The sequence below is a fragment of the Candidatus Solincola tengchongensis genome (assembly GCF_015711935.1).
Classification (GTDB): domain Bacteria; phylum Actinomycetota; class Geothermincolia; order Geothermincolales; family RBG-13-55-18; genus Solincola_A; species Solincola_A tengchongensis.
In genome coordinates this window covers 78,486-100,459 of record NZ_MU158678.1, presented here as the reverse complement: position 1 = coordinate 100,459, position 21,974 = coordinate 78,486, and the positions used below count along the sequence as shown (strand labels likewise).

The window sequence follows — 21,974 nt, the reverse complement described above, 5'->3', positions numbered from 1 at the left end:
CGGCTGACACCGGTCCCCCAGAACGACATACCCCCCGTCCGGGACTGACTTAACGCAATAGCCCCTTTCCTGCAGGGAGGAACCCAGCTCTTTCGCCCACACGATGTCCCCCGCGCGAGGGACAGGGCTTTCCGCTACCCCGCCGCAGGAGGAAGCGACGAGGCAGGCGAAGAGGATAAAGAGCAGCGGAAGGGACGAAAAGGGCCTGCGACGAAAGCACCGTGCTGCCGGAGAACCTTCGTTTGTACGAGAATTCCTGCTCCCAGTGGGCATTACTCCATCCATGTGCACAAGCCTCCCCCGACACATGAGGTTCCACGTGATCCACGGTCCAGGCTGCCGGTGGGAAGATACGTTTGGTTTCGGGCTGATGCTCGGAGGACAAGGTAGCAACCACAGGCTATCCTTAATCATCCCTCTCGCCTCGAACTCACATGCCGGCGTTGAAGTCCAGGAGACCGGGAAAGGCGCGTCCTTGGGTCTGTGCCGTACGCTCCACCGCACCCGGTGGGTGGACCGCTCTCCTGAGTATCCCGGAGTATGATCGCGCGCACGCCGGGGCAACCATTTCAATCCAGAATGCGGATCTCCGAGGCGGTGGCCTGAACGGGGTAGGACTCCATGACCGGGCCAGTGAAGAACACCTCCACCTTGACCCCCTTCTCGAGGTCGTTGAAGTAAACGCCACTCCCGTCCGAAACGCGGTAGATGCGCGTCTCCGGCATCACCGTCACCCAGGCCCTGTCGTACCTCGTGTCCTCCTCCAGCTCTCCCTCCACCAGGACCTTCCCCACCATGGTGTCCGAGGCGCCCGGGGGTGGAGGCATGGGCACCGCCACCTGAGTGACGTACCCCCTGATGTCCGGGCTCGACGGCGGCTTCCCATCCCCGTCGCCGGAGGGCGGGTTCCCTCCCGGCCGCGGTCCGCAGGCGAGAAACGAGAGGGCCAGAGAGGCCAGGACCACAAAAACGGCCGCCCGGACCGCCATCACGCGTACCAGACCCTTGATCCTCACCTTTACCTCCTTCGTGCCGGAACGTGCAACGAGCACGGGGAATCGATCAAGACGCTGCTTTCTCCCTTCGGAAAATGTTTGTGGATCGACCACGACAATTGTATATCAACCCGCACCAACAGCAATGCTTTACCTCATTCGAACCGGCATGGGCCACGATAGAGAGAGTCGATCCCAGACGCCGTCTTCTCCTCGGGAAAATCTACATGAAAGGGCCAGAGTCATTGTATATCAACCCGGACTAAAAGCGAGGAAGGGATCCGGCCGTTGACTGCTTCAAAGCGGCATCTTCGACGTACTTCCCTTCGCCCGTGTTTAGGACGTCCCGTGAGAAGGGCTCCACATACCGCCCTTCGTTATTCTCCAGGAGATTCAGGAGCCGGGAAGGCCGGAGGTAGGCCACAGCCGGCGAACCGGCATCTTAAACCAAAAGTTCATCCGGGTAAGGACGTGAAAAGCTCATAGCGAAACCGCTACCCTCACCGCTCTTCCTACGCAGGAACTGGGCCCACACTCATGAAGATCCCGGCAGCTTCCGCCGATATCCCGAAGCTCCTCCCGTGTCCGGATAAGCCCTCCGTATCCCAGGCGCAGCGGAGCATTCTTGCGCAAACCAAGCCGGTCGGCGTAATGGAAAGGGCCGGGCTTTCCCCCCGGAATTCCGGAATCGCCGCACGCAGGGAAAGAGCCCGGCCCTTTTGTCGGTCTATTTCCACCCTCTTCGCTAAGTTATTTCCATCCCCCCGCATAATAACCCAGCGAACAGTGGCCCCACTTCCAGCCGCCGCCGTACATGGAGCGCTCCACCACTACTTTGCCGTCCAGGCACTGGACCAGTGTGGACACGTCGTAACCGGTGACCCACATGTTCACCGGGAAGGTGCGCCTGGTCTTGCCCGGTATCTCCACGTTCTGGAGCTGGGCGGGGGCCACCTCCCCGCCGCCGGTCTGGAAGGCGATGTTCACGTGGACCGGGTCGTCGCCCGGGTTCTGGACCAGGATGTAGGTCTCCATGCCCCCGGCGGTGGCACCCTCGGCGAGGTACCATAACGAAGGCGCCGTGGGGTAACCGGCCATGCCGATGGAGGCGTGGCCCCATTGCCAACCGCCACCGTACATGGCCCGCTCCACGACCACGGCCCCGTCCGCACAGGTCACCAGCGTGGAGACGTCATAACCGGTCACGTAGTCGTTGGCGCGGAAGGTGCGCCTGGTCTTGCCCGGTATCTCCACGTTCTGGAGCTGGGCGGGGGCCACCTCCCCGCCGCCGGTCTGGAAGGCGATGTTCACGTGGACCGGGTCGTCGCCCGGGTTCTGGACCAGGATGTAGGTCTCCATGCCCCCGGCGGTGGCACCCTCGGCAAGGTACCATTTACCGGAGAGAACGCTGCTCCCCTTGGACTCCGTGGCCCACGCCCTATCCCCGCCGTACATGGCCCGCTCGCAGATGACGTTCCCGTCCAGGGCCTCCACCCGCATGGAGACGTCGAAGCTGTCCACCCAGCTGTTGACGAAGAAGGTGCGGCGCGACCTTGCGGGGATGGGCACGTTCCTCAGGTCCTCGGGCGCCACCTCCCCCGAGCCGGTCTGGAAGGTGATGTTCACGTGGATGGTGGATCCGTAGGGGTTCTGCACCAGCAGCCAGGTCTCCATGTCCCCACCCGTGGACCCCTCGGCGAAGTACCATTCCGGCGCCGGCTCGAAGGGGCCGGTCACGCCGATGGAGTCGTGGGCCCAGTTCCATCCGTTGCCGTACATGGCGCGCTCGCAGACGAGCTGCGCCCCGCGCGGGGATATGGGTTCCACCACGGTGGAGACGTCGTAGCCGCTCACCCACATTTTCGCCGGGAAGGTGCGGCGGGACTTGGCGGGAATGACCACGTCCTGGAGGTCGGCGGGAGCGAACTCTCCCGACCCGGTCAGGAACTTGATGCGGGCGTGCACCTCGTCGTCGCCCGGGTTCTGGACCAGGATGTAGGTCTCCATGCCCCCGGCGGTGGCCCCCTCGGCCAGATACCAGTCCGGCGTGCTGATCCTGCCGGCCGTATAACGGTAATCCGGAAGCAGGTTCTTGAGGCCGTCGCCGTCCAGATCGGGCATCCCGCCCACGTATCCCGCCAGCGCCTCCCAGCACTTTATCTCCTGAATGCCCGGGGTCCCGGGGTCCTTGTCCACGCGGGTGGTCCCGATATCCACCTGGGCCCCTACGTTGTTGCGTGGTTTGACGCCGAACAAGGCAAGGAAGGAAGCGGTGTAGAAGTTGGTGGCCACCTTGTAGAGCCCCGTGGGGTTGATGGGGCCCACGCCGTCTATCAGCAGGTAGTCCACCTTCCCCCTTGCGGAATCCGTCTTGTCGAACTTGGGCCCGGCGGGCCTGAACCGGTACCTACCCCCGGAGAGCTGGACGAAGAACTGGTTGTCGCCCATGTCCAGGGTGGCGTTGAGCACCCCCCATATCTCCTGGCCGAAGAGGTAGAAGCTGACCAGGGGATAGCCCATCTTGGTGGGATCGTAGGGCGAGCCTCCCAGGGGAAGGGAACGGTAGAGATCGTAAAAGGAGAAGCGGCCCTGCGCCCCCGGTGGGATGTTGGACCTTATGACCCCGTTGGCCTCGAAGGCCAGGACCGGGGGCTCCGCGGGGTTGAGTGCAGCGGCCGTCTGCAGGTAGGCATCGGTGATGAGGTCGCCCAGGTTCGTCTCCACAAAGGGAGGACCATCGTTGATGTAGAACCCACCGTTGCCGCCAAAATCCGTCTCCGCGTAAGGGGCAAGCATGTCGAAGCCCAGGGCTCCGTTGAGGGCCGCCTTGTAAGCGTTGATGGCCGCCTCAACCCCGGGGTGGACGACTACGCTGTCGTTCATCTCGATGGCCTGGGCGGAGCGCACGGAGACCTTGCTCCCGTCATATTCCAGCTCCAGCACGCCCAGATGGGAAGTGTAGGCCCCCGCCTGCACGATGATCGTATTTCCCACCGTTATGGGCGGGTAGTTGAGGTCGTGGCTGTGGCCGCCCACGATGACGTCTATGCCCGTGACCCACTTGGGGAGCTCCGTCTCCTCACGGGTTCCGGAGTGGGAGAGGGCGACGACCACCTGGCACCCCTGGGCGCGGAGGGTGTTCACCATGTTCTGGGCCACCAGAACGCGGTTGATGAAGCTCACCGGGTCCTCCGGGTTGCCGGTCACGTTCCCGAACTTCACCGGCGCGGCGGCTGGGGCCAGGGCCTCAGCCTCCACCCCCAAAAGGCCGAAGATGCCCACCTTGAGCCCGTTGGGGAACTCTTTGACGGTATAGCGCTGGATGGCCAGTTCCGTTCCCTGCTTGTCCGTCTCCGAGAAGAGGGCGGCGAGGCTGTCGTCGGCGGGGTTGGCCTCGTCGAAGTCGATGTTGGCGCAGAGAATCGGGAGGGTCACGCCGTTGGCCTTGGCCGCGTTGAGAGCGGCGGCGCGGTAGGCCGGCCCCAGCTCCATCTCGTGGTTGCCCAGGGCCACGGCGTCGTAGCCCACAGCCTGCATGAGGGAGAGTTCCGCCGCGGCCATGGTCTCCAGCCAGGCGAAGAGGGTGCCCTGCGAGAAATCGCCCCCGCTCAGGGTGAGCACGGGTTCTCCCGCTGCGGCCTTCTCCGCCTTGATGGAGGCGATCTCATGGGCTACGCGGTCGAAGCCTCCCTTAGTGGGATGGTCGGGATAATCGATGGCCGGCCCGTAGGGTATGAGCTCGGAATGCTCGTCGTTGGTGTGCAGGATGGTGAATTTCAGGCTCGTGCCGTTTGCGGCTCGAGATCTCTCAATGGGAACGAGCAAGAACACCACACTCAACGTCAGGAACAGGCAGGCGATAACCGCCATGGACCTTCTTATCCGTTGTGCCGCCAAGGATCCCACCTCCCTTTCTTAAAAATAAAAAACACAACATATATCCGCATACCATAAGGTATGATTTTCTCCCATCATTCCTTTTCTCCCCGGTCGGCTACGTCATTTATTCTATTTCACCCGTTCAATGTTTGTAAACTTGATATGGCAAAAAATGCGAGAGCATCGTAAGCGGAATCGCCTGAACAACCTGCTTTAAAATGTAAGAAAAAGGCCCGCTCCGTGCGGGCCTTGTTGCCAATCTTTACCAGTCGTTGACTCTCGCCGTTCAGTGAGCGGAGGACTCTCCGCTTCCGACCCCCTCTATCTCCACCTTGAACACCAGCGTTTCGCCACTCTTCTCCCCCTCCCTGGATTTGAGAGCCACACTCGTCTCTCCCGGGCGAAGGGCCTCGAAGGTCCAGGTCTCCTCGCCGGGGGCACCCGTCTCCTCCTCGCCTTCCACGTGACTCCCGCCCTTGGCCTCGAAGGTCACGCTCACCAGGGAGAGCAGCCCTTCGTCAAGGGGCTCGGCCAGTTCCCAACGCCGTCCGGCGGTGGGGTCGGATTCGAGGATCACGGAAAACCTGTAACCCTCCTTGAGCTTCACGATCTCCGCGGGGTCCTTGTACTTCTTGGGCTCCTTGTCCCGGGCGCCCTTCTCCTTGACCCATACCGAGAAGGTCAACGTCTCGGCTGAAATTCCCTCTGGAACCTCACCCGCTTTCGCGGAGGTGGGTGCGCTCCACTCTTTAGGCGCGACCACCTCCTCGCTCCCGGCGTGTTCGGAAGCTCCTTCCGTCACCGAGGTGGGAGCACTCCACTCCTTGGGCGCAGTGGCAGCGCCCGTCTCCCCGGATTTGACGCCCTTTGGTTCCTCTCCAAACCCCGCTCCCTCCGCTTTGCCCTCAGGTGCTTCCTCCACAGGAAACTTCTCCCATGAGGGAACGTGTTCCAGAACTATCTCCGCGTGTCCCAGCCCTGCGGCCTTGAAGGTCCATCTCTCCTCGCCGGCCAGTCCCCGACGCTCCGCCTCCGGCTCCTCGAACTCCACCTTCTGGAGGGTCACCACCTTCTCGTCCAACTCCTTCCCAAGCTGCCAGCGGTAACCGGTGGAGGGATTCGATTCCAGGACGATGGTGAACTCCTCACCCTTCTCAACTACTATGGGCACGGAAGGATCCCGATATTCGGCGGCTCCACCCCCCACCTTACACCCCGCTGTGGTTAGGGCAAGGACGGCGGCGAGGAAGACGGCTGAGAGCGATACTGCGATTCTGGGTTTCATTTCCTGGTCCCTCCTTCCGCACGGCCTTCCGCAGGCCACCTCTTATCTCCCCGACCCAGAGGATTATAGCATAGAGGCCGAACCGCCCGGAGAGAGTCTCCGCCCGGCAGAACAATGCAACCCTTTTGTGTCAGGCCTGTTCCTATTTCCATATCCATTCCCTTTCACACCAGGGCAGAAAGAAGCTGTAGCCGGACGGATCGCGGAAGGGGACCCTTCGCCAGAAACGATCGACCTCGGTCATGCCCTTTGATGTACAGGGATAGGCCCGCATGTTCAGGTCTTACAGGGACGAGGAGCAGGGTGAACGTTGGGCACGGCATCCTCCCATGAAGCGGCGGATGATGGACCGTTTTCTCGTATGGCAAGCCGCCACATCATATGCCTTCCCTTCCACTCGGGCAGATCCCGCCCTGTCATCCCTGCCCTATAGCCCAGTGAACGTCTTCGACGCATGCAAGTTCCGTACTGGGGATGGAGAAATCGAGGTGGCCTGCGCACGTTGACCATGGAATCCCACGAAAGTCATCCATTCCACTGCGGGCATATTAAAATTCTTTAAAGAGCGGCTCTGCGTATGTGGTGATGGTCGAAGTGTCCCATGAAGTCCACCCATGGGCATTTGGTGGCGATGTTGGAAATAAACCGCGCTTCCCGTCGCTCCGGCGAGAAGGGTTTGCCTTCATGAAAAGGATCGGCATCCCGGGGGGTGACACCCTTGAAGGCTGGGTGGGAATTCGGTAGGTCTCCGCGCGTGGTCTTCGGGCCGGGCGTTTTACGCCGGCTGGGCGAGGAGGCGGCTTTCCTCGGAAGGCGCGTGCTCCTGGTGACCGGCGCTTCCTCCCTGCAGCGATCCGGGCGCCTGGACGAGATGCTCCGGGAACTGTCGCGAAGGTCCCTGGAGGTTCACCGCCTTGGGGTCCGCGGCGAACCCTCCCCGGAAACGGTGGACCGGGCGGTCCTCGAGCACCGCGGTAAGGGCATCGACCTCGTTGTGGCCGTGGGTGGAGGAAGCGTGCTGGACGCCGACAAAGCGGTGTCCGCCATGCTCCCACTGGGCGACCCGGTGGAGGACTACCTGGAGGGGGTTGGGAAGGCGGCGCACCCCGGGAAGCGTCTCCCCTTCATCGCCGTGCCCACCACGGCGGGCACGGGAAGCGAGGCCACCAACAACGCGGTCATCAGCCGGGTGGGGGAAAATGGTTTCAAGAGGTCTCTCCGCCACCCTTCCCTCTTTCCCGACCTGGCCCTCGTGGACCCCGAGCTGACCCTGACCTGCCCCGCTGAACTCACCGCCGCCTGCGGCATGGACGCCCTCACCCAACTCCTGGAGGCATTTCTCTCACCCCGTTCCGGACCCCTTACCGACGCCCTGGCGCTCAGCGGCATGGAGAAGGTGAGGGAAGGCCTTCTCGCCGCCGTGACCAGGGCCAACGTGGAGGCCCTTTCCCGGCGTTCCGGCGAGCCGGGCCGTTTTCTGGAAAAATATGCTAAAGCGGGGGAGGTGCTCTCCGGGAAGGCGGTAAAGGACGGCCGGGAAGGCTGCCGTGTCCTACTGAATACGCTCGAGAAGTGGTCGGAGGAAATGCGCATACCCCGGCTTTCGGCTTTCGGAATCGAGGAGAAGGACCTGCATCGGTTGGCCGAGGAAACCTCTCTCAAGGACAACCCCGTCACCCTGCCTGCGGAGGAGAGGTTTGCCATCCTTGCCTCAAGGCTCTAAAGTTTGGGGGTATGGGATGAGGATCTTGGGCTGGCCTTGAGGGCACATGCGCGGGAGGCAAGAAACCTCGCGGCCGACCGGGCAGGACAAGGAAACGGTCTTATGGCAGGAGGTCGGAGATGGGATTCTTCGAGGGAAAGACGGCCATCGTCACCGGGGGCGGTTCCGGCATCGGGAGGGCGCTGGCCCACGCCCTTGGGGATGCGGGATGCCGGGTGACCATAACGGACATCGTTCCCGAGCGCATAGGCCAGGTTGTGGAGGAACTCAAGGGGAAGGGCGTCCAGGCCCGCGGCTACCGCGTGGACCACTCGCGTTGGGAGGAGGTGAAGAGGTTCGCCGAGCGCTTTCTCTCCGACTGGGGCTACGTGGACATCCTGTGCAGCAACGCCGGCGTGGGCCTGGGAGGCCGTTTCGTGGAGACCTCTCTCGAGGACTGGGAATGGGTGCTGGGCGTCAACCTCTGGGGATGCATCTATACCCTCCATGCCTTCGTCCCCCATATGATCCAGCGCGGTAGCGGCTCCATATTGATCACCGCCAGCGACGCCGGGCTGGTCTCCATACCGGGAATGGCCGCCTACCAGACCAGCAAGTACGGGGTGGTGGGCCTAGGGGAGACCCTGCGCATGGAGCTCTACGAGCACGGCATCCGGGTGAGCCTCCTCTGTCCCGGTTTCATCAACACCAACATCATCCGCAACGGGAGGATCTACCTCTACAACTCGCAGGGGAGGAGCGCCAAACCGGAGATCGAGAGGTTCTACGCCACGCGGGGCGTGGACCCCTCCGTCGTGGCGGCGGCAGGACTGAAAGCCCTGGAGAAGGACATCGGCATCATGCTCGTCCCCTGGTCGCACTCCGGGCCGCAGTATGTCCTCAAACGCATCTCCCCTCAACTGTACCACGCTCTCTTCCGCTTCCTCTGGAGGAAAGGGATACTGCACCGCTTCTTCGGAGCCCGGCCCTGAGTCCACGGCTCAAGGTGAGGTTTCGAGAAAGAGCGGCGTAAAGAAGGCTTCTTCCAAGCATTCCCTCCATAGGAGAGGGCAAACGGGGTGGCGGGGATTCCGAGACTCAAAAGCCGCGTCGGGGAAAGGCAGGAGCGGGGATTCTCGTCCCATAGTCACCGCCGACCCAGGGGAAAGAGCCACAGATACCCGAGAGGAAGGAAAGCCGCCCTCGCCTGAGCGTTCAAGGCCCTCCATGAAGGGGGCGCCTGGAATCTCCCTCAACGTCGTCGGGCGGCGGCAGAGTCACGCCCTCCCGGGGATGGACCGGCTATCTGGGTGTGGCCGGTTTGAGATCATCCCTTGCGGCTGCCGTAGAGCATGAAGCGGAAGTACTCGCTGTCCTCCAGGCCGGCCCCCAGGGCTCCCACGATCAACGCCAAGCAACTGACGAAGAGGGAGACCCGGAAATAGGCGGAGAGCGGGACCTTCTCCGTGTCCAGGGCCAGCCACCTGCTCACAAGGGCGCGCGGAAAGAGGGCCATGGAGAGGAAGACGTTCAAGGCGAAGAGTAAGGCGAAGAGGAGGGCGAAGCCCAAGAACACGCTGATGAGGGTGGCCACGTCGAAAACCGCTGCGTGCACACTGAGCATCTCCCCCTCTCTCCGCAACAACAGGCGGTGTTTCCAGATCACGAAAAGGGTGGCCAGAAGTATCAGCCCGACGGCCAGAAGGGCCGTTCTCCAGATGTTCTGGCCCATCCCGAGGTCCCAGAACTCGATGGTCATCAGGGAGAGGATGGTGGTGGCCAGCGAGGCGAAGAGGAGGCGAGTGGAACGGTAGACCATGGCCCATGGTCGGAGGGACGTCACCGACCTGGCCACCCATACGGGATGTCTGAACACGATCCTCAGGTACCAGGCCAGCCTCGACATCTCCCGCAGCTCCTCCCGGGGGACTGCCTCGACGAGCTCCCTCAGGTGCATGGAAATCTTCTCCATCGCCCGGGTATCGTACGGGAGCACTTTCTCCTCCCGCAGCAACGCGGGCACTTCGGCTCTCCTCACCCCGTTCAACCTGGCCAATGCCTCTAGGAAAAGGTTGAGGAAGAGGGTCTTGGTCGCCTCCCTGCCACCCGGGAGTGACTGCAGCCCGTGGAGGGAGATGACCGCGGAGGAGTGGCTCACGGAGGCCATCAGCCAGGCAGACGGGCTCTCCCGGGAATCCAACCTCCCCCCGGTCATCACCACGCAGAAGTCCCACCGCCTTTCCAGAAGCTCCAGGTAGGCGAGGTCGATCATCTTCACGGGACTCAAGGATCCGGCCACGAGGGCCGTGTCTGGTGCCACCTCCACCTTCCAGGTAAATTCGGGGAAGTGAGTCTTCAACTCGGCCAGGATATGGGGGAGGAACTCCTCCATCAGTCCTCTCGAGGCCTCGTCGGTAGCCATGAGGCCAACGGTCACCGGTTCTGTCCCCGATATCTCCGAGAACTTCCGCCTCATCCGCACACCATCCTTGTCCTCCGGCCGGATAGGCCACGCCCAACCAGATTTTACATATCCCGTGAAAAAACATGAATTCGCGAAGCTCACACGCAACAAGAGGAGCTCGCCCGACTCGGGATGCGCGGCGCCGGAACGGGAGGAGAAGGCTGCAGGTTTTCCCGCCGGCGGGAAACCCGGGAATCCTCTGCGCCCTTCGCTCCCATGTGCCCTCTTCAAAGCGGCTTCTTCCTCCCGGGTTCGGCGCTGCCCGGCTGCCCTTTTCCCGTCGCCGCGGTTTCGGACATGGAGATGCCGACCCCACCAACTGGGGAGACATGAAGAGAAGAGCGGGAGGCACGGTTGCCGATCCACGGAACCGGGCACCACGCCGTCGGCCCTGACCCGCCGTCACGTGCGCTACCCAACCACTACGCGCCCGCGACTCCCGGAAAACGGCAAGAAGGGAGGGGCTAATGAAATGGAGGGCGTTGCAGCAGGAAAAAAGTAAAGCTGGAGCCACTCGCCTCCAGCTAATGCTCTGGAGCGGGTCACGGGGATCGAACCCGCGGCCTCGAGCTTGGGAAGCTCGCGCTCTGCCAACTGAGCTAGACCCGCCCTTTCTGGTGCATATTATAACACAAGCATCAACACCGTTTTCACGCCCTTTCGCCAGATTCCATAAGCGGGATCTGTCGATATCCACGGAAATTGACAATCGTCATGGAGGTTCAGGTGAATATCTCGATTATTTTATAAAATCTCACTCGTGGATCGGAGGAATCTTGAAAAGGTCGGCCAAAACAAGGTTCCTGGCGGGCTTTTTCGCCTATGCGGTAATCGTAGCGGTGACCCTAGGTGTATCCGTCGGAGGCCGCTACCACGGAAACGGGACGAAGGAAAACGGGCAGGATACTTTCTCCTCCGCGTCCCCTCCGGGGGGAAGCGAGACGGTCGCGGACACGACCACCGCCGCTTCACCCGCTCCCGGGGAAAGCGAGCCGGACCTCTTGGCCTCGGCTTCCCCGATCTTCGGGTTCTCGGAGAGCGGTACCGCGACCGACATGAACGCCGGCGCGTCTCCTGCGGCCCATCGAGGAACAAATGCAGCCCCCGACATGGTCACGGGGCCCTCACCTGCGCCCGGAACGGGGAGCACTCCGCCTCCTGACCTGGAGACCGGGCCCTCGCCAGCACCTGCCCCGGGCACGGGGTCTACCCCACCGCCGGATCTGGAGACCGGACCCTCTCCTGCGCCGCCGCCAAACCCGGCGCCCACCCCATCCCCGGACACGGAGACCGGGCCCTCACCAGCCCCCGGAACGGGGAAGACGAAACCCCCCGCACCGAAACCGGAGGACGATGAGAAGGAGGAGGACGATGTGCCGAACCCGAAGCCGCCAAAGGAGGGGAAAGGTAAGACCTCAGCCCTCCTCTACCTGGCGCCGCTCCTTGGAATCCTCGCCATGAACTTCGTGGGATTGGGCGCCGGCGGACGCCGCCATTCAAGAAAGGACGAGGTGGAGCGTTGAGCGGTGGAGCAAGCCCACCACCCCATCTGCACAAAGCTGGGAGCTCGATTCCCCGCGCCATGCTGCACGTGATCGTCGCCCTCCTCCCCGCTCTGGCGGTGGCGACGGTGGTCTTCGGCATGAACGTCGTCTACCTGGTCTCCGTGAGCATCGTGGCCGCCGTGCTCACGGAGCTGCTCCTGCGCGCGCTCCCGCGGCGCAGGATAACGCTCTATGACCTCAGCGCCGTGGTGACCGGCCTGCTCTTCGCTTTCCTGCTCCCCCCCACGACGCCGCTGTGGGTGGCCGCGGCGGGAGCCTTCCTGGCCGTGGCCCTTGGGAAGGAACTCTTCGGAGGGCTGGGGAACAACGTATTCAACCCCGCTCTGCTCGCCCGGGTGATCATCATGTTCACCCCGCTCTCGGTGTACCTGTCGAAATTCGCGCAACCCTTCTTCTGGAGGCAGGTGGGATTCTTCACCCCTGTGAGCACACACGTCGTCGACCGCGCCGCCGGAGCCGTCATCTACCGGACCTTCTCCGGAGTGAGGCTCGATGCCGTGAACGCCGCCACCCCCCTTTCCCTCCTCCATGCGGGCCGGTTGTCGAACGCCGTTACCGGGGCCACTCCGGTGGGCGCCGTATGGCTCACTCCCGCCGGCAGGCCGACCTCCCTCTCGCTCTTTCTGGGCCTCAGGAGCGGGAGCATCGGGGAGGTATCCATTCTCGCCCTGGTCCTTGGAGGCCTCTATCTGATCTGGCGAGGGACCATAAACTGGCGCATCCCCGTGGGCATCCTGGCCTCCTTCACCCTCTTCAACCTGGCGGCCGGAAGGGACCCCCTTTACCAGCTGCTCAGCGGAGCCCTGGTCCTGGGGGCCTTCTTCATGGCCACCGATTGGGTCACCAGCCCCATGAACAACGACGGGGTGTGGATCTACGCCCTGGGCATCGGGGTGACCGTTGCCGTGCTGCGCAGCATGGATTTCCATCCGGAAGCGGTGGCCGTGGCCATACTCAACTGGAATCTCCTCAGCCGGGTCATCGACCGCCTGGTGGTCAGGCCGCGCTTCGGCGAGCCGAGGTGGCGCGTCCTCAATCTCGGCAGGCCCTGAACACCGGGCCGTACCGGAACCCCTCCCGCGAGCCCGGCGAGGAACCGAGCTGTGGTCCACGACAATCCGTGTGGACCCCTGTCACCGCCTGCCATCACAGCATAGCCGTCTCCAGGTTTTCTGAAGGGATTCGGCTATGATAAGGTACTCTGGGTGTTTCGGTGGCCTCCGGGCATATGCATGCCCGGTGAGGTGTGGTGGTCATGACCGAGAGCATTACCGGCGAAAGGGACCTCTTCCGTCCCGGGAACATTGGGGGGCTGGAGCTGCCCAACCGCTTCGTGCACAGCGCCACCTGCGAGAACATGGCTACATCCTCGGGCGAGGTCACCGACCGGCTGGTGGAGAGGTACCGCCGCCTTGCCCGCGGCGAAGTGGGGTTGATCATCACCGGGCACATGTACGTCCAACCCTCGGGCAAGGCGCATGCCTTCCAGACCGGAATCTACGCGGACGGGCTGGTACCCGGCCTCCGCAGGCTTGTGGAAGAGGTTCACGGCGAAGGCGGGAGAATAGTCTTCCAGATCTCCCATGCCGGAAGGCAAACCACAAGGAAATTGATCGCATCCCGGCCCATGGGGCCCTCCGATCATCGCAGGGATCCCCTTTTCCTGGTCAAACCCCGCAGGATGACCGAAGCGGAGATTCTCGAGGTCCTCACTGCCTTCCGGGAGGCAGCCCGGCGGGCGGTGGAGGCCGGGGCGGACGGGGTGCAGATTCACGCCGCTCACGGCTACCTCGTGAACCAGTTCCTCTCCCCCTTCTTCAACCGCCGGGATGACGCCTGGGGCGGGGATGACGAGAGGCGTTTCCGTTTCCTCGGGGAGATCATCAGAGCCGTCAGGGAGATCCTGCCCCCGGAGCGTCCGCTGCTGGTCAAGCTGAATGCCGACGATTGCACGCCGCAAGAAGGCATCACGCCATCCCTCGCGGCCAGGTACGTGGAATGGATGAGTGGGATGGGGGTGGACGCGGTGGAGATAAGCCGCGGAGGCTGGTTCAACTTCCTGGAGACCTTGCGCGGCGAGGTCCCCCTGCGGGAGATGGTGTACATATCTCCTTGGTGGAAAAAATTCCCAGCTTATCTCCTCATGCGCCGCGAGGTGGGGAGACACGACCTGGTGGAGGCCTACAACCTGGAAGCGGCGAGGGCCGTGAGGCCCTTCCTGGGACGGGGCAAGCTCATCCTGGTGGGAGGCCTGCGCACCCTGGAACGGATACGGGAACTCCTGACAGAAGGCGAGGCCGATTTCGTCTCCCTCTGCCGGCCCCTCATCCGGGAACCCGACCTGGTACGGAAGTTTCGCCAGGGCCGGGCCAGCGGAGCCTCATGCACATCCTGCAACCGCTGCATCGTGGCCATCACTTACGAGCTTCCCGTGGCCTGCTACCGGGAGACGTCCCTGAGGCGCATGCGACCACGCCGATGGGAAACGGCGCAAAGGCCGGAAGGCCTTCGGCATACGGCATGGAGCCCTCCACCGGACCAAACCGCATGAGAGGCAATACGTTACACCCCCACCCAAGATCACGCGCCTCAAGGGATGGCCGCACGGCATCCGATCCCTGCTCTGAGGAGGTCGCGGAACCGGGGGATGAAAAACGGCCGGGACGCGTGGTCCCGGCCGTGGCAACAGGCCTTCCCAGTAGCGTGAATCCGGCTATTCCTTCTTCTCGGAGAGCATCCTGCGCAACTCGCGCTTCAGGATCTTACCGCTGGGGAGCACCGGCAGGTCCTCCATGGCCATGACGAAGACCCGCTTGGGGACCTTGTATCCGGCAAGCCTCTCCTTGCAGTAGGAGATGATCTCCACCTCGGAGACCTCCACTCCCGGATAGGGGACTACCACGGCGGTTACCGCCTCCATCCAGTACTCGTCGGGCAGGCCGATCACCGCCACCTGCATCACCTTCTCGTGGGCGATGATGGTGTCCTCCACCTCCTTGGAGGCCACGTTCTCGCCGCCGGACTTGATCATGTCCTTCTTGCGGTCCACGAAGTAGAGGAAGCCGTCCTCGTCGAAGCGGCCGAGGTCCCCGGTGTGCAGCCAGCCTCCCCGCAGGGTCTCAGCGGTCTTCTCCTCCATCTTGTAATACCCCTTCATCACCGAGGGGCTGCGCATCACGATCTCCCCCACCTCACCCACGGGCAGCTCGTTGTCGTCGTCGTCGAATATCTTGATCTCCACGCCGGTGTGCGGGGTGCCGATGGAATCGATCTTGGCCTCGAAGTCCTCCGGCTGCAGGGTGGAGCCCAGGGGAGTGGACTCCGTCTGTCCGTAATAATTCCTCCATTCCGAGTCCGGGAACATCTCCTTCCACTGCTTCAGCAGGGGCACGGGCATGACCGCTCCGAAGGAGATGAACTTCTTGAGCGAGGAGAGGTCGTACTTCCCGAAATCGGGCATGGATGGAAGGACCTGGTAAAGAGTGGGCGGATAAACCCAGTAGGTCACCTTCTCCTTCTGGGTAAGTTCCAGTATCTCCAGCGGGTTGGGGGCGTACTCCAGGACCAGCTTGGCCCCCACGTTGATGAACTCCAGGAGCAGGTACTTCCCCGCCACGTGGTAGAGGGGGATGGAGAGCAGGGCCACGTCGTCCTTGCGTATGTTCAGATCGGCGATGCCGCTCATGAGGGTGTGGAAGAAGTTGCGGTGGGTGTTCATGACCCCCTTGGGGAGAGACTCGGTACCGCTGGTATACATGAGGGAGCACATGTCCTCGTCGTCCGTCTCCACCAAGGGTTCGGAGGTGTCTTCCGTCTCCTCGAAGAGCCGGTCCAGGCTCACCCAGCCCTCGGGAATCTCCGTGTCCGTTGCGTTGATGTGGATGACCCCGTACTTCTCTACCGTCTTCAGGTTGGGCGCAGCCGCCTGCACCTGGGGTATGAGGATGTCCTCCACGAAGAAGAGCCGGGACTCGGCATCGTTGACGATATACTCTATCTCGTGAGGTTTGAGCATGAAATTGAGGGGGTTGATGACGCATCCGATCTTGCAGGCTCCCAGCCAGGAATAGATGTACTGCAGGCAATTGTGGGTCATGAAGGTGATGCGGTCCCCCTTGCGGGCGCCCAACCGTTCGAAGACGTGGGCCATGCGGCAGCAGTTCTCGTTGAGCTCCCGGAAGGTTATACTGCGGTCCTTATACACCAGGGCCACCTTGTCGGGACAGCGGGCCGCGGTGCGCTTGGGGAGGTCGCCGATGTTCATGCGGCGCATGAGGTTGTACTCGAGCTTCCAGTGTTCGTCCATGAGTTTACCTCCTTCCCTGCATCCATGGACTTGTAGGTCCGACGCCGCCGAATCCAGAGCACGCCTTCGCCTTCCGGTGCATCACCCCCTTTTCCACGCACACAAGCGGACGAGGCCTCACACCGTGCTCTTTCCCTCCGAAGCGAGTGAATTATAACACGACCACGACCGGCGTATCATCCGATTTTCCTTTCCCAAAGAGGGGATAAGCGGCTCGGTCGGCTCATCGCGAGGCCGGCCGCCGAGGCATGCCTGGAAACGGCCGGGGGAGCTCGCGGCCTCTCAGCCGGGCCATTCCGCCGCTTTTCTTCGGCAGGGGATGGAATCTATACTGGATTCTAGAAGAAACACGTGAGGCGGGAGACGATAGATGCACATGGACGAGGATTATGACCTGTTCGACATAGAGCTGTTCAACGCCGGCCTGGCCATCACTCGGTTGAGCATGGCCTCCATCCACGCCGCGGAGGGCAGGATAGACGCGGCCATCGAGGAATACACCAAGGTGCTGGAGTTCGATCCCGACCTCTTCCTGTGTTATCTGAACCGCGGCAAGCTATACCACTGCAAGGGCGAGCGGGAGAAGGCCAGGCAGGATTTCAACCGGGCCATAGCCCTGGAGCCTCGCTCCGCGGTCACCTACATCTTCCGGGGAGACCTTCACTACGACGAGGGGGACTTCGCATCGGCCCGGGAGGACTATCGCCGCGCCCTGCGCCTGAACCCGGACAGCCGGGAAGCCCTCGACCGGCTGAAACGCCTCAAGGGCAAGCGTAAGGCCTGATCCCCATCCCCTCCGCACGCTATTCTATCAAAAAGCCATATTTTGCCAATAAGAAAGGGGCTCAGGCCAGTGGGGACATGGCCCGGAGGTCCTCCACCACTCTGGGCAGGTTTTCCAGGAGGTAATCCACGTCCTCCTCCGTGTTCTCCCTCCCCAGGGTGAGGCGCAGGCTGCCGTGCGCACGCTCCGGAGGAATCCCCAGGGCCAGGAGGACATGGGAGGCTTCCCCCCTCTCCGAGCTGCAAGCGGAACCCGTGGAGGCGGCAATTCCCAGAAAATCCAGCCGCAGGCAGATGGCCTCCCCCTCGATGAAGTCGAAGATGAAATTGGCGTTGTTGGGTAGCCGCCTCTCCGGATGACCGTTGAGGCTGGAGCGAGGTATGCTGCCGAGTATTCCCTCCACGAGTCGGTCCCGCAGGGGTCGCACGTGCTCCGAGCGCTCCCTCCACTCCGCGGCGGCCAGCTCCATGGCCACCCCGAAGCCCACTATGCCGGCCACGTTCTCCGTTCCCGAACGCATCCCCTTTTCCTGTCCCCCTCCCAGGAGGAGGCTCGTGATCTCCGTTCCCCGCCTGACGTAGAGGCAGCCCACCCCCTTGGGCCCGTAGAGCTTGTGCGCGGACACCGAGAGCAGGTCCGCTCCCAGCCGGTCCACGTTCACCTCCAGAGCGCCCACCGTCTGCACGGCGTCGCAGTGAAAGTACACCCCGGCCTCCCGGCATATGGTCGATATCTCCTCCACGGGCTGGATGGTGCCCACCTCGTTGTTGGCGTGCATCACCGAGACCAGGATGGTCCCCGGGGTGATGGCTCTGCGCACCTCGTCCGGGTCCACCATACCCGTCCCGTCCACCGGAAGATAAGTCACCCGATAGCCGTTTTTTTCCAGATAGCGGCAGGGCTCGAGCACGGCGTGGTGCTCCACGGCCGTGGTGACGACGTGGTCTCCCCTTTCCCGAAGGGCGCGCGCCACCCCGATTATGGCCAGGTTGTCGGCCTCCGTCCCCCCGCTGGTGAAGAAGACCTCCGAGGGGTCCGCCCCCAGCGCCCCGGCCACTCTGGCGCGGGCTTCCTCCACGGCCCTGCGCGCTTCCCGCCCCTCCGTATACACGCTGGAGGGGTTGCCGAAACGTTCCCCGAGGTAAGGGAGCATGGCCTCGGTGACCGCCGGATGGAGCGGGGTGGTGGCGGCATGATCCATATATATCCTTCTCATGTCATGGATTATATACCAGACCACCCGTCCGCCGGGGGACGGCGGACGCCTCCTGCCGCCTTGGAAAGCCCGGATGCACGGCAGGCAGGAGCCCCCGGGCTTCTGGGTTTCAACTCGCGGGCAACAGGGTTTAAGATGTTGGCAGGATCCGGGCAGCCGGAAAAGGGACTCGGCTGGACAAAGGCACGGTGAGGGATCGCCGCGCGGGTCTACCGCGATGCGGCCCCTCATTCGGGGCGGCGATGCGAGGAGCTTCCCGCGGGGAGACCGTGAAGGAGGGAGGATGATGGCCGCGGAGAGTCCCGTCCCGCACCTCTCCCCGCGAGGGGCTCGCCGCCGAAGAAAAGGAAGCATATGGGACGTCACCGGAGCCGGCGGACAGGCTCAATCGGAGCCCCGGCGGCCGGAAACGGAGATAAGGCCATGGCCTATGTGTCCGATGAGATGATACGCGAGATGGAGAGGAAATACGGAAGGCCGCGCCACCTACACCTCTCCTTCGAGATAGGGCCTCCGGAGATGAACATGCTCCAGAGCTCAAAGAAGCACGACCGCAACCACGACCTCACTATCTTCATCTTTCGCGACCGAGGATACCGGGAATTCGCGGCCATCGCCAAACACATGTTCCCCGTGGGCGCTTACCGGGCTCCTTCCGGGGCCGCCAATCCAGGGGAGCCCCTGGAGGAAGCGGCCCTCCGGGAGGCGCGTGAGGAGACCGGCTTGGAGATAAGCCTGGACCGTTTCATCCTCCATATCCATGCCCGTTTCACCTGCGGGCCGGTGGTGGAGGACTGGAGAAGCCTGGTCTTCACCGCCCTCATGGAGAGCGGGCGGATTGGGCAGCTGGACGAGGACGAGATAAGGGAGGCCAGGTGGATAACCCTCGAGGAGCTCCAGGGGCCGATCCGCGAGAGACTGCTGGCCACGGGAATGGGGCTTTTCGCCTACCGCGTAGCCCTGCACGACGCCTCGGTGGAGGAGATAAAGAAGCTCCGCGCCTCCGTATGAACGAGCCCGCCGGCCGGTTTTGCAGCACCTTTTACATTGGAACGTTTTAGCAATCACGAGCTTCCAGACGGCCTCCACCCCGTCCGGTCATCGACCTGCAATCTCCGCCCAAGAAGAGCAAGAGCGCGCGCCTCCGAACCGTCGTCCCGCGGATCCGCCTATCCCTTCCCGGAGCGAGGGGTCGAGATCAGGGCCTCCGGACTCGCCCTTCCCGCCACGGCCCTTGAGTCGATCCGCCCTGACCGCGCCATACGGCCGTGCATGGCGAGTCGAAGCGGATTTTCTGCTCCGGCAGCAGTTCCCTTCAGTCCAAGGGGATTTTTTCCGAAAAATACTAACCGAAAGGGCGTATTGGCCCTTAAGGGATGGGAATATTCGGTAAAGGGGGTCTCGATGGAAGGGATTGAAACCTGTCCTCGTTGCGGCGTGCCCGCCTACATAACCGCGGAACACCTCTGGCACCCGAGCGGTTTCATCGTCCAGCGCAGGGACGCGCGGCACATCCTCATCTTCATGGAGAGCGAAAACCTGGACTTCCTGCTCCGCGAGTTGGAGGGAATACTGGGGGTGTCCATCGAGCGCATCGTGGTCGACACCCGGCGCCGCGCCGCCAAGGCCTACATGGACCGCGTGATTCCCGAGTCCCTCAAAGAGCAGGTCAGGAGCGGAAACCTGGACGTGGGCCCGGTGGTCCAGGGCATGGTGGGGATAGGCCATGTCCTGGGTTACGGGAGGTTCGAGGTGCTGGACTCCCGACTGGAAGGGGACGACCAGGACTACCTGCTGGTGCGGGTGCACCGCCCCTACTCCATAACCCTTGGCTGCGTTGACCCGGTGGCCGCCTTCGAGGCGCTGGTGGGCAGGGAGATGGGGCTCTCCTACGATGCGGCGGGCCCGGATACCTACGAGATCCGCGCTTTCCCCTCCCCCCATCCCGAGGAGTTCAAGGGCAGGCTGACCATGAGGAGGTACGCTTACCCCGAAGGCAATATCCAGCTGGAGGCTTGCCCCCGATGCGAGGCCCCGCTTCTCCTGGGGGAATACGAATGGCGGCTGGAGGAGGGGCTCATCCTGCATCGGGAGACGGGGCGCAGGATGGTCTTCTTCGCCCCCTCCGTCCTGGAGGCCATCTTCGGGGAACTGGAACGTGAGCTGGGCGAGGCCATACCGGGGGCGGTGGTGGAGGCACAGCGGAGGCTGACCCGGGACGGGTTCTATTCCCTCGCAGGAGGGGACCTTACGGAGGAGCTGCGGACCGTGCTCTCCCTGCGCGGCCTAGGCGGTCTACAGCACCTGGAGCTGGGGCCGGAAGGGCTGCTCCTGGAGATGGAGAACGCCTGCCTCCACCCGGTGCTCGCCGGGCTGGCCCAGGGCCTCTTCGAGGCGCTCCACGGGGTGGACTCCCGGGTGGAGTGGGAGGCCGGGGAAGGGGGCGGCCTCCGGGTGAAAGTCTCGGCATAGGGGACGGACTCCTGAGAACCGGCCGCCACATATGACTCGAAATAGCCCGGGAGCAGGCAGGGCCGCATCAACACCCGGCCGGGCCGCGGAGGAAAAACCCTGTGACACTCCGGCTATAATAAAGGTATGTTCCAGGTGATGCGCTACGAGGAGCCTCTCTTCCGCCCACCCTGCGAGGCGGAAAGCCTCATCGTGCAGGTCACTCTGGGCTGCCCGCACAACCGGTGCTCTTTCTGCGGCATGTACAAGACGAAGAGATACCGGGTGCGCGACCCCGAGGAGGTGAAGGCCGACCTGCGGCGGGCCCGCCTCTTCTACCGCCACGTGAGCTCGGTCTTCCTGGCCGACGGGAACACGGTGGCCATGAACTCCGACAAGCTGGCGGAGATCATACGCTACATCCGCAGGCTCTTCCCGGAGGTCGAACGCATCTCCTCTTACGGCGGAGGGCGCTTCCTGAAGGGAAAATCCGTGGAGTCCCTGCGCGCCTTGAAAGAGGCCGGGCTGGACATCATCTACTTCGGGCTGGAGAGCGGGGACGACGAGATACTGTCCATGGTGAACAAGGGTGTGGACTCCAAGGGGATGATCGAAGCTGCCCGCAGGGTGAGGGAGGCGGGGATCGAGCTCTCCGTGTACATCCTCCTGGGGCTGGGGGGCGAGGACCGCTGGGAGCAGCACGCGGAGAACACCGCCCGGGCGCTCAACGCCATGCGGCCCAAATACATCCGCCCCCGCACCCTATACCTGCTTCCGGGAACACCCCTCTACCGGGACGCCCAGGAGGGACGCTTCCGGGAGGCCTCCGGGGAGACGGTCATGCGCGAGCTGCAGGTGCTCCTCAACCGGCTGGAGGTGGAGGGCGCCTGGTTCCTCTCCGATCACGTTTCCAACTACGTGCCCATCTACGGCCACCTGCCGGAGGACCGGGAGAAGATGCTCGCCGCCGTGGAGACGGCCCTGGAGAAGGCGGACTTATACCTCGGGCCACGCTACCTTACCAGTCTTTGACCCGGATCTCCGGATCCACTCCCGGCCTTAAAGCCCATCGGCTGAAATGACGCCGCTTCGGGGACCGGCCCCGTCCCTTGTTGCGCGCCCGGTTCCGACCACCTTCCCGCCGTTTCCGCCTCGCCTATAACCCATCCATGGGGGCGGTTTAGAACCTCCTGCGGTAATCCGGGCAGGAGGTGGCATTGGGCCTCTCGGGGCGGGAGCAGGCCGCGGGGTAATCGTAGGCGCATGTGTCGCACAGGAAGCGCGTGCCCCGGAAGAATCTCTTTATCCTCTCCCAGATACTCATGGG

General features: G+C 63.2%; 15 protein-coding genes and 1 tRNA gene. 8 read left to right on the top strand and 8 right to left on the bottom strand.

Annotated elements, in window-relative coordinates; all coding sequences use genetic code 11:
- Window positions 1–569 precede the first annotated feature (569 nt).
- The 3 genes from H7007_RS12635 to H7007_RS12625 form a co-directional block, all read right to left on the bottom strand.
- Window positions 570–1,016: a DUF3221 domain-containing protein gene (locus H7007_RS12635; protein WP_287155676.1), complete on the bottom strand. Its 447-nt coding sequence runs from the start codon at window positions 1,014–1,016 to the stop codon at window positions 570–572.
- Window positions 1,017–1,745: 729 nt separating this feature from the next.
- On the bottom strand, window positions 1,746–4,865 hold the full coding sequence (locus H7007_RS12630; protein WP_287155675.1) for a 5'-nucleotidase C-terminal domain-containing protein: 3,120 nt from the start codon (window positions 4,863–4,865) through the stop codon (window positions 1,746–1,748).
- Window positions 4,866–5,160: 295 nt separating this feature from the next.
- A complete protein-coding gene (locus H7007_RS12625) occupies window positions 5,161–6,159 on the bottom strand; it encodes a protease inhibitor I42 family protein (protein ID WP_287155674.1) in 999 nt (332 codons plus the stop codon).
- Window positions 6,160–6,877: 718 nt separating this feature from the next.
- On the opposite strand from H7007_RS12625, the gene H7007_RS12620 reads away from it, so the two are divergent.
- Window positions 6,878–7,882 carry an iron-containing alcohol dehydrogenase gene (locus tag H7007_RS12620; protein ID WP_287155673.1) on the top strand — a complete coding sequence of 335 codons (1,005 nt, stop codon included), beginning with the start codon at window positions 6,878–6,880 and terminating at the stop codon, window positions 7,880–7,882.
- A 119-nt stretch (window positions 7,883–8,001) separates the two neighbouring features.
- Window positions 8,002–8,853 (top strand): SDR family NAD(P)-dependent oxidoreductase, encoded by an 852-nt coding sequence (locus H7007_RS12615; protein ID WP_287155672.1) that lies wholly within the window; start codon window positions 8,002–8,004, stop codon window positions 8,851–8,853.
- 335 nt (window positions 8,854–9,188) lie between these two features.
- Here H7007_RS12615 and H7007_RS12610 read toward each other — a convergent pair whose 3' ends face one another.
- Both H7007_RS12610 and H7007_RS12605 read right to left on the bottom strand, forming a co-directional pair.
- Entirely contained in the window at window positions 9,189–10,337 is a 1,149-nt protein-coding gene (locus H7007_RS12610; protein ID WP_287155670.1) for a hypothetical protein, read from the bottom strand.
- Window positions 10,338–10,858: 521 nt separating this feature from the next.
- Window positions 10,859–10,934, bottom strand: a tRNA-Gly gene (locus H7007_RS12605).
- 910 nt (window positions 10,935–11,844) lie between these two features.
- Between H7007_RS12605 and H7007_RS12600 the strand changes: the two genes are divergently transcribed.
- Both H7007_RS12600 and H7007_RS12595 read left to right on the top strand, forming a co-directional pair.
- On the top strand, window positions 11,845–12,942 hold the full coding sequence (locus H7007_RS12600) for an RnfABCDGE type electron transport complex subunit D (protein WP_287155669.1): 1,098 nt from the start codon (window positions 11,845–11,847) through the stop codon (window positions 12,940–12,942).
- Window positions 12,943–13,145: 203 nt separating this feature from the next.
- Window positions 13,146–14,441 carry an NADH:flavin oxidoreductase gene (locus H7007_RS12595; RefSeq protein WP_287155668.1) on the top strand — a complete coding sequence of 432 codons (1,296 nt, stop codon included), beginning with the start codon at window positions 13,146–13,148 and terminating at the stop codon, window positions 14,439–14,441.
- Between the two features lie 162 nt (window positions 14,442–14,603).
- On the opposite strand, the gene H7007_RS12590 is transcribed toward H7007_RS12595, so the two are convergent.
- A complete protein-coding gene (locus H7007_RS12590; RefSeq protein WP_287155666.1) occupies window positions 14,604–16,196 on the bottom strand; it encodes a long-chain-fatty-acid--CoA ligase in 1,593 nt (530 codons plus the stop codon).
- 370 nt (window positions 16,197–16,566) lie between these two features.
- Here H7007_RS12590 and H7007_RS12585 point away from each other — a divergent pair, with 370 nt between their 5' ends.
- Window positions 16,567–16,980, top strand: a complete 414-nt coding sequence (locus tag H7007_RS12585; protein ID WP_287155665.1) for a tetratricopeptide repeat protein — start codon at window positions 16,567–16,569, stop codon at window positions 16,978–16,980.
- A 61-nt stretch (window positions 16,981–17,041) separates the two neighbouring features.
- Here the strand turns inward: H7007_RS12585 and nifS are convergent, their stop codons facing one another.
- The gene (gene nifS / locus H7007_RS12580; RefSeq protein ID WP_287155664.1) at window positions 17,042–18,181 is read right to left on the bottom strand and encodes a cysteine desulfurase NifS; all 1,140 of its coding nucleotides are present in this window, start codon (window positions 18,179–18,181) and stop codon (window positions 17,042–17,044) included.
- A gap of 438 nt (window positions 18,182–18,619) precedes the next feature.
- Between nifS and H7007_RS12575 the strand changes: the two genes are divergently transcribed.
- The 3 genes from H7007_RS12575 (at window position 18,620) to H7007_RS12565 (ending at window position 21,679) form a co-directional block, all read left to right on the top strand.
- On the top strand, window positions 18,620–19,207 hold the full coding sequence (locus tag H7007_RS12575) for an NUDIX hydrolase (protein WP_287155662.1): 588 nt from the start codon (window positions 18,620–18,622) through the stop codon (window positions 19,205–19,207).
- Between the two features lie 393 nt (window positions 19,208–19,600).
- Complete coding sequence (locus H7007_RS12570) at window positions 19,601–20,668, top strand: hypothetical protein (RefSeq protein ID WP_287155661.1); 1,068 nt, start codon at window positions 19,601–19,603, stop codon at window positions 20,666–20,668.
- Window positions 20,669–20,806: 138 nt separating this feature from the next.
- Window positions 20,807–21,679: a B12-binding domain-containing radical SAM protein gene (locus H7007_RS12565; protein ID WP_287155750.1), complete on the top strand. Its 873-nt coding sequence runs from the start codon at window positions 20,807–20,809 to the stop codon at window positions 21,677–21,679.
- A 148-nt stretch (window positions 21,680–21,827) separates the two neighbouring features.
- Here the strand turns inward: H7007_RS12565 and H7007_RS12560 are convergent, their stop codons facing one another.
- Window positions 21,828–21,971, bottom strand: a complete 144-nt coding sequence (locus tag H7007_RS12560) for a hypothetical protein (RefSeq protein ID WP_287155660.1) — start codon at window positions 21,969–21,971, stop codon at window positions 21,828–21,830.
- Window positions 21,972–21,974 lie beyond the last annotated feature (3 nt).

Excerpts from the sequence above, each read along its gene's own strand:
- H7007_RS12630 (WP_287155675.1), bottom strand. The coding sequence starts at position 4,865 with ATGGCGGTTATCGCCTGCCTGTTCCTGACGTTGAGTGTGGTGTTCTTG.
- H7007_RS12625 (WP_287155674.1), bottom strand. The coding sequence starts at position 6,159 with ATGAAACCCAGAATCGCAGTATCGCTCTCAGCCGTCTTCCTCGCCGCC.
- H7007_RS12615 (WP_287155672.1), top strand. The coding sequence starts at position 8,002 with ATGGGATTCTTCGAGGGAAAGACGGCCATCGTCACCGGGGGCGGTTCC.
- H7007_RS12610 (WP_287155670.1), bottom strand. The coding sequence starts at position 10,337 with ATGAGGCGGAAGTTCTCGGAGATATCGGGGACAGAACCGGTGACCGTT.
- H7007_RS12595 (WP_287155668.1), top strand. The coding sequence starts at position 13,146 with ATGACCGAGAGCATTACCGGCGAAAGGGACCTCTTCCGTCCCGGGAAC.
- H7007_RS12590 (WP_287155666.1), bottom strand. The coding sequence starts at position 16,196 with ATGGACGAACACTGGAAGCTCGAGTACAACCTCATGCGCCGCATGAAC.
- H7007_RS12585 (WP_287155665.1), top strand. The coding sequence starts at position 16,567 with ATGCACATGGACGAGGATTATGACCTGTTCGACATAGAGCTGTTCAAC.
- nifS (WP_287155664.1), bottom strand. The coding sequence starts at position 18,181 with ATGGATCATGCCGCCACCACCCCGCTCCATCCGGCGGTCACCGAGGCC.
- H7007_RS12575 (WP_287155662.1), top strand. The coding sequence starts at position 18,620 with ATGGCCTATGTGTCCGATGAGATGATACGCGAGATGGAGAGGAAATAC.
- H7007_RS12570 (WP_287155661.1), top strand. The coding sequence starts at position 19,601 with ATGGAAGGGATTGAAACCTGTCCTCGTTGCGGCGTGCCCGCCTACATA.
- H7007_RS12565 (WP_287155750.1), top strand. The coding sequence starts at position 20,807 with ATGCGCTACGAGGAGCCTCTCTTCCGCCCACCCTGCGAGGCGGAAAGC.
- H7007_RS12560 (WP_287155660.1), bottom strand. The coding sequence starts at position 21,971 with ATGAGTATCTGGGAGAGGATAAAGAGATTCTTCCGGGGCACGCGCTTC.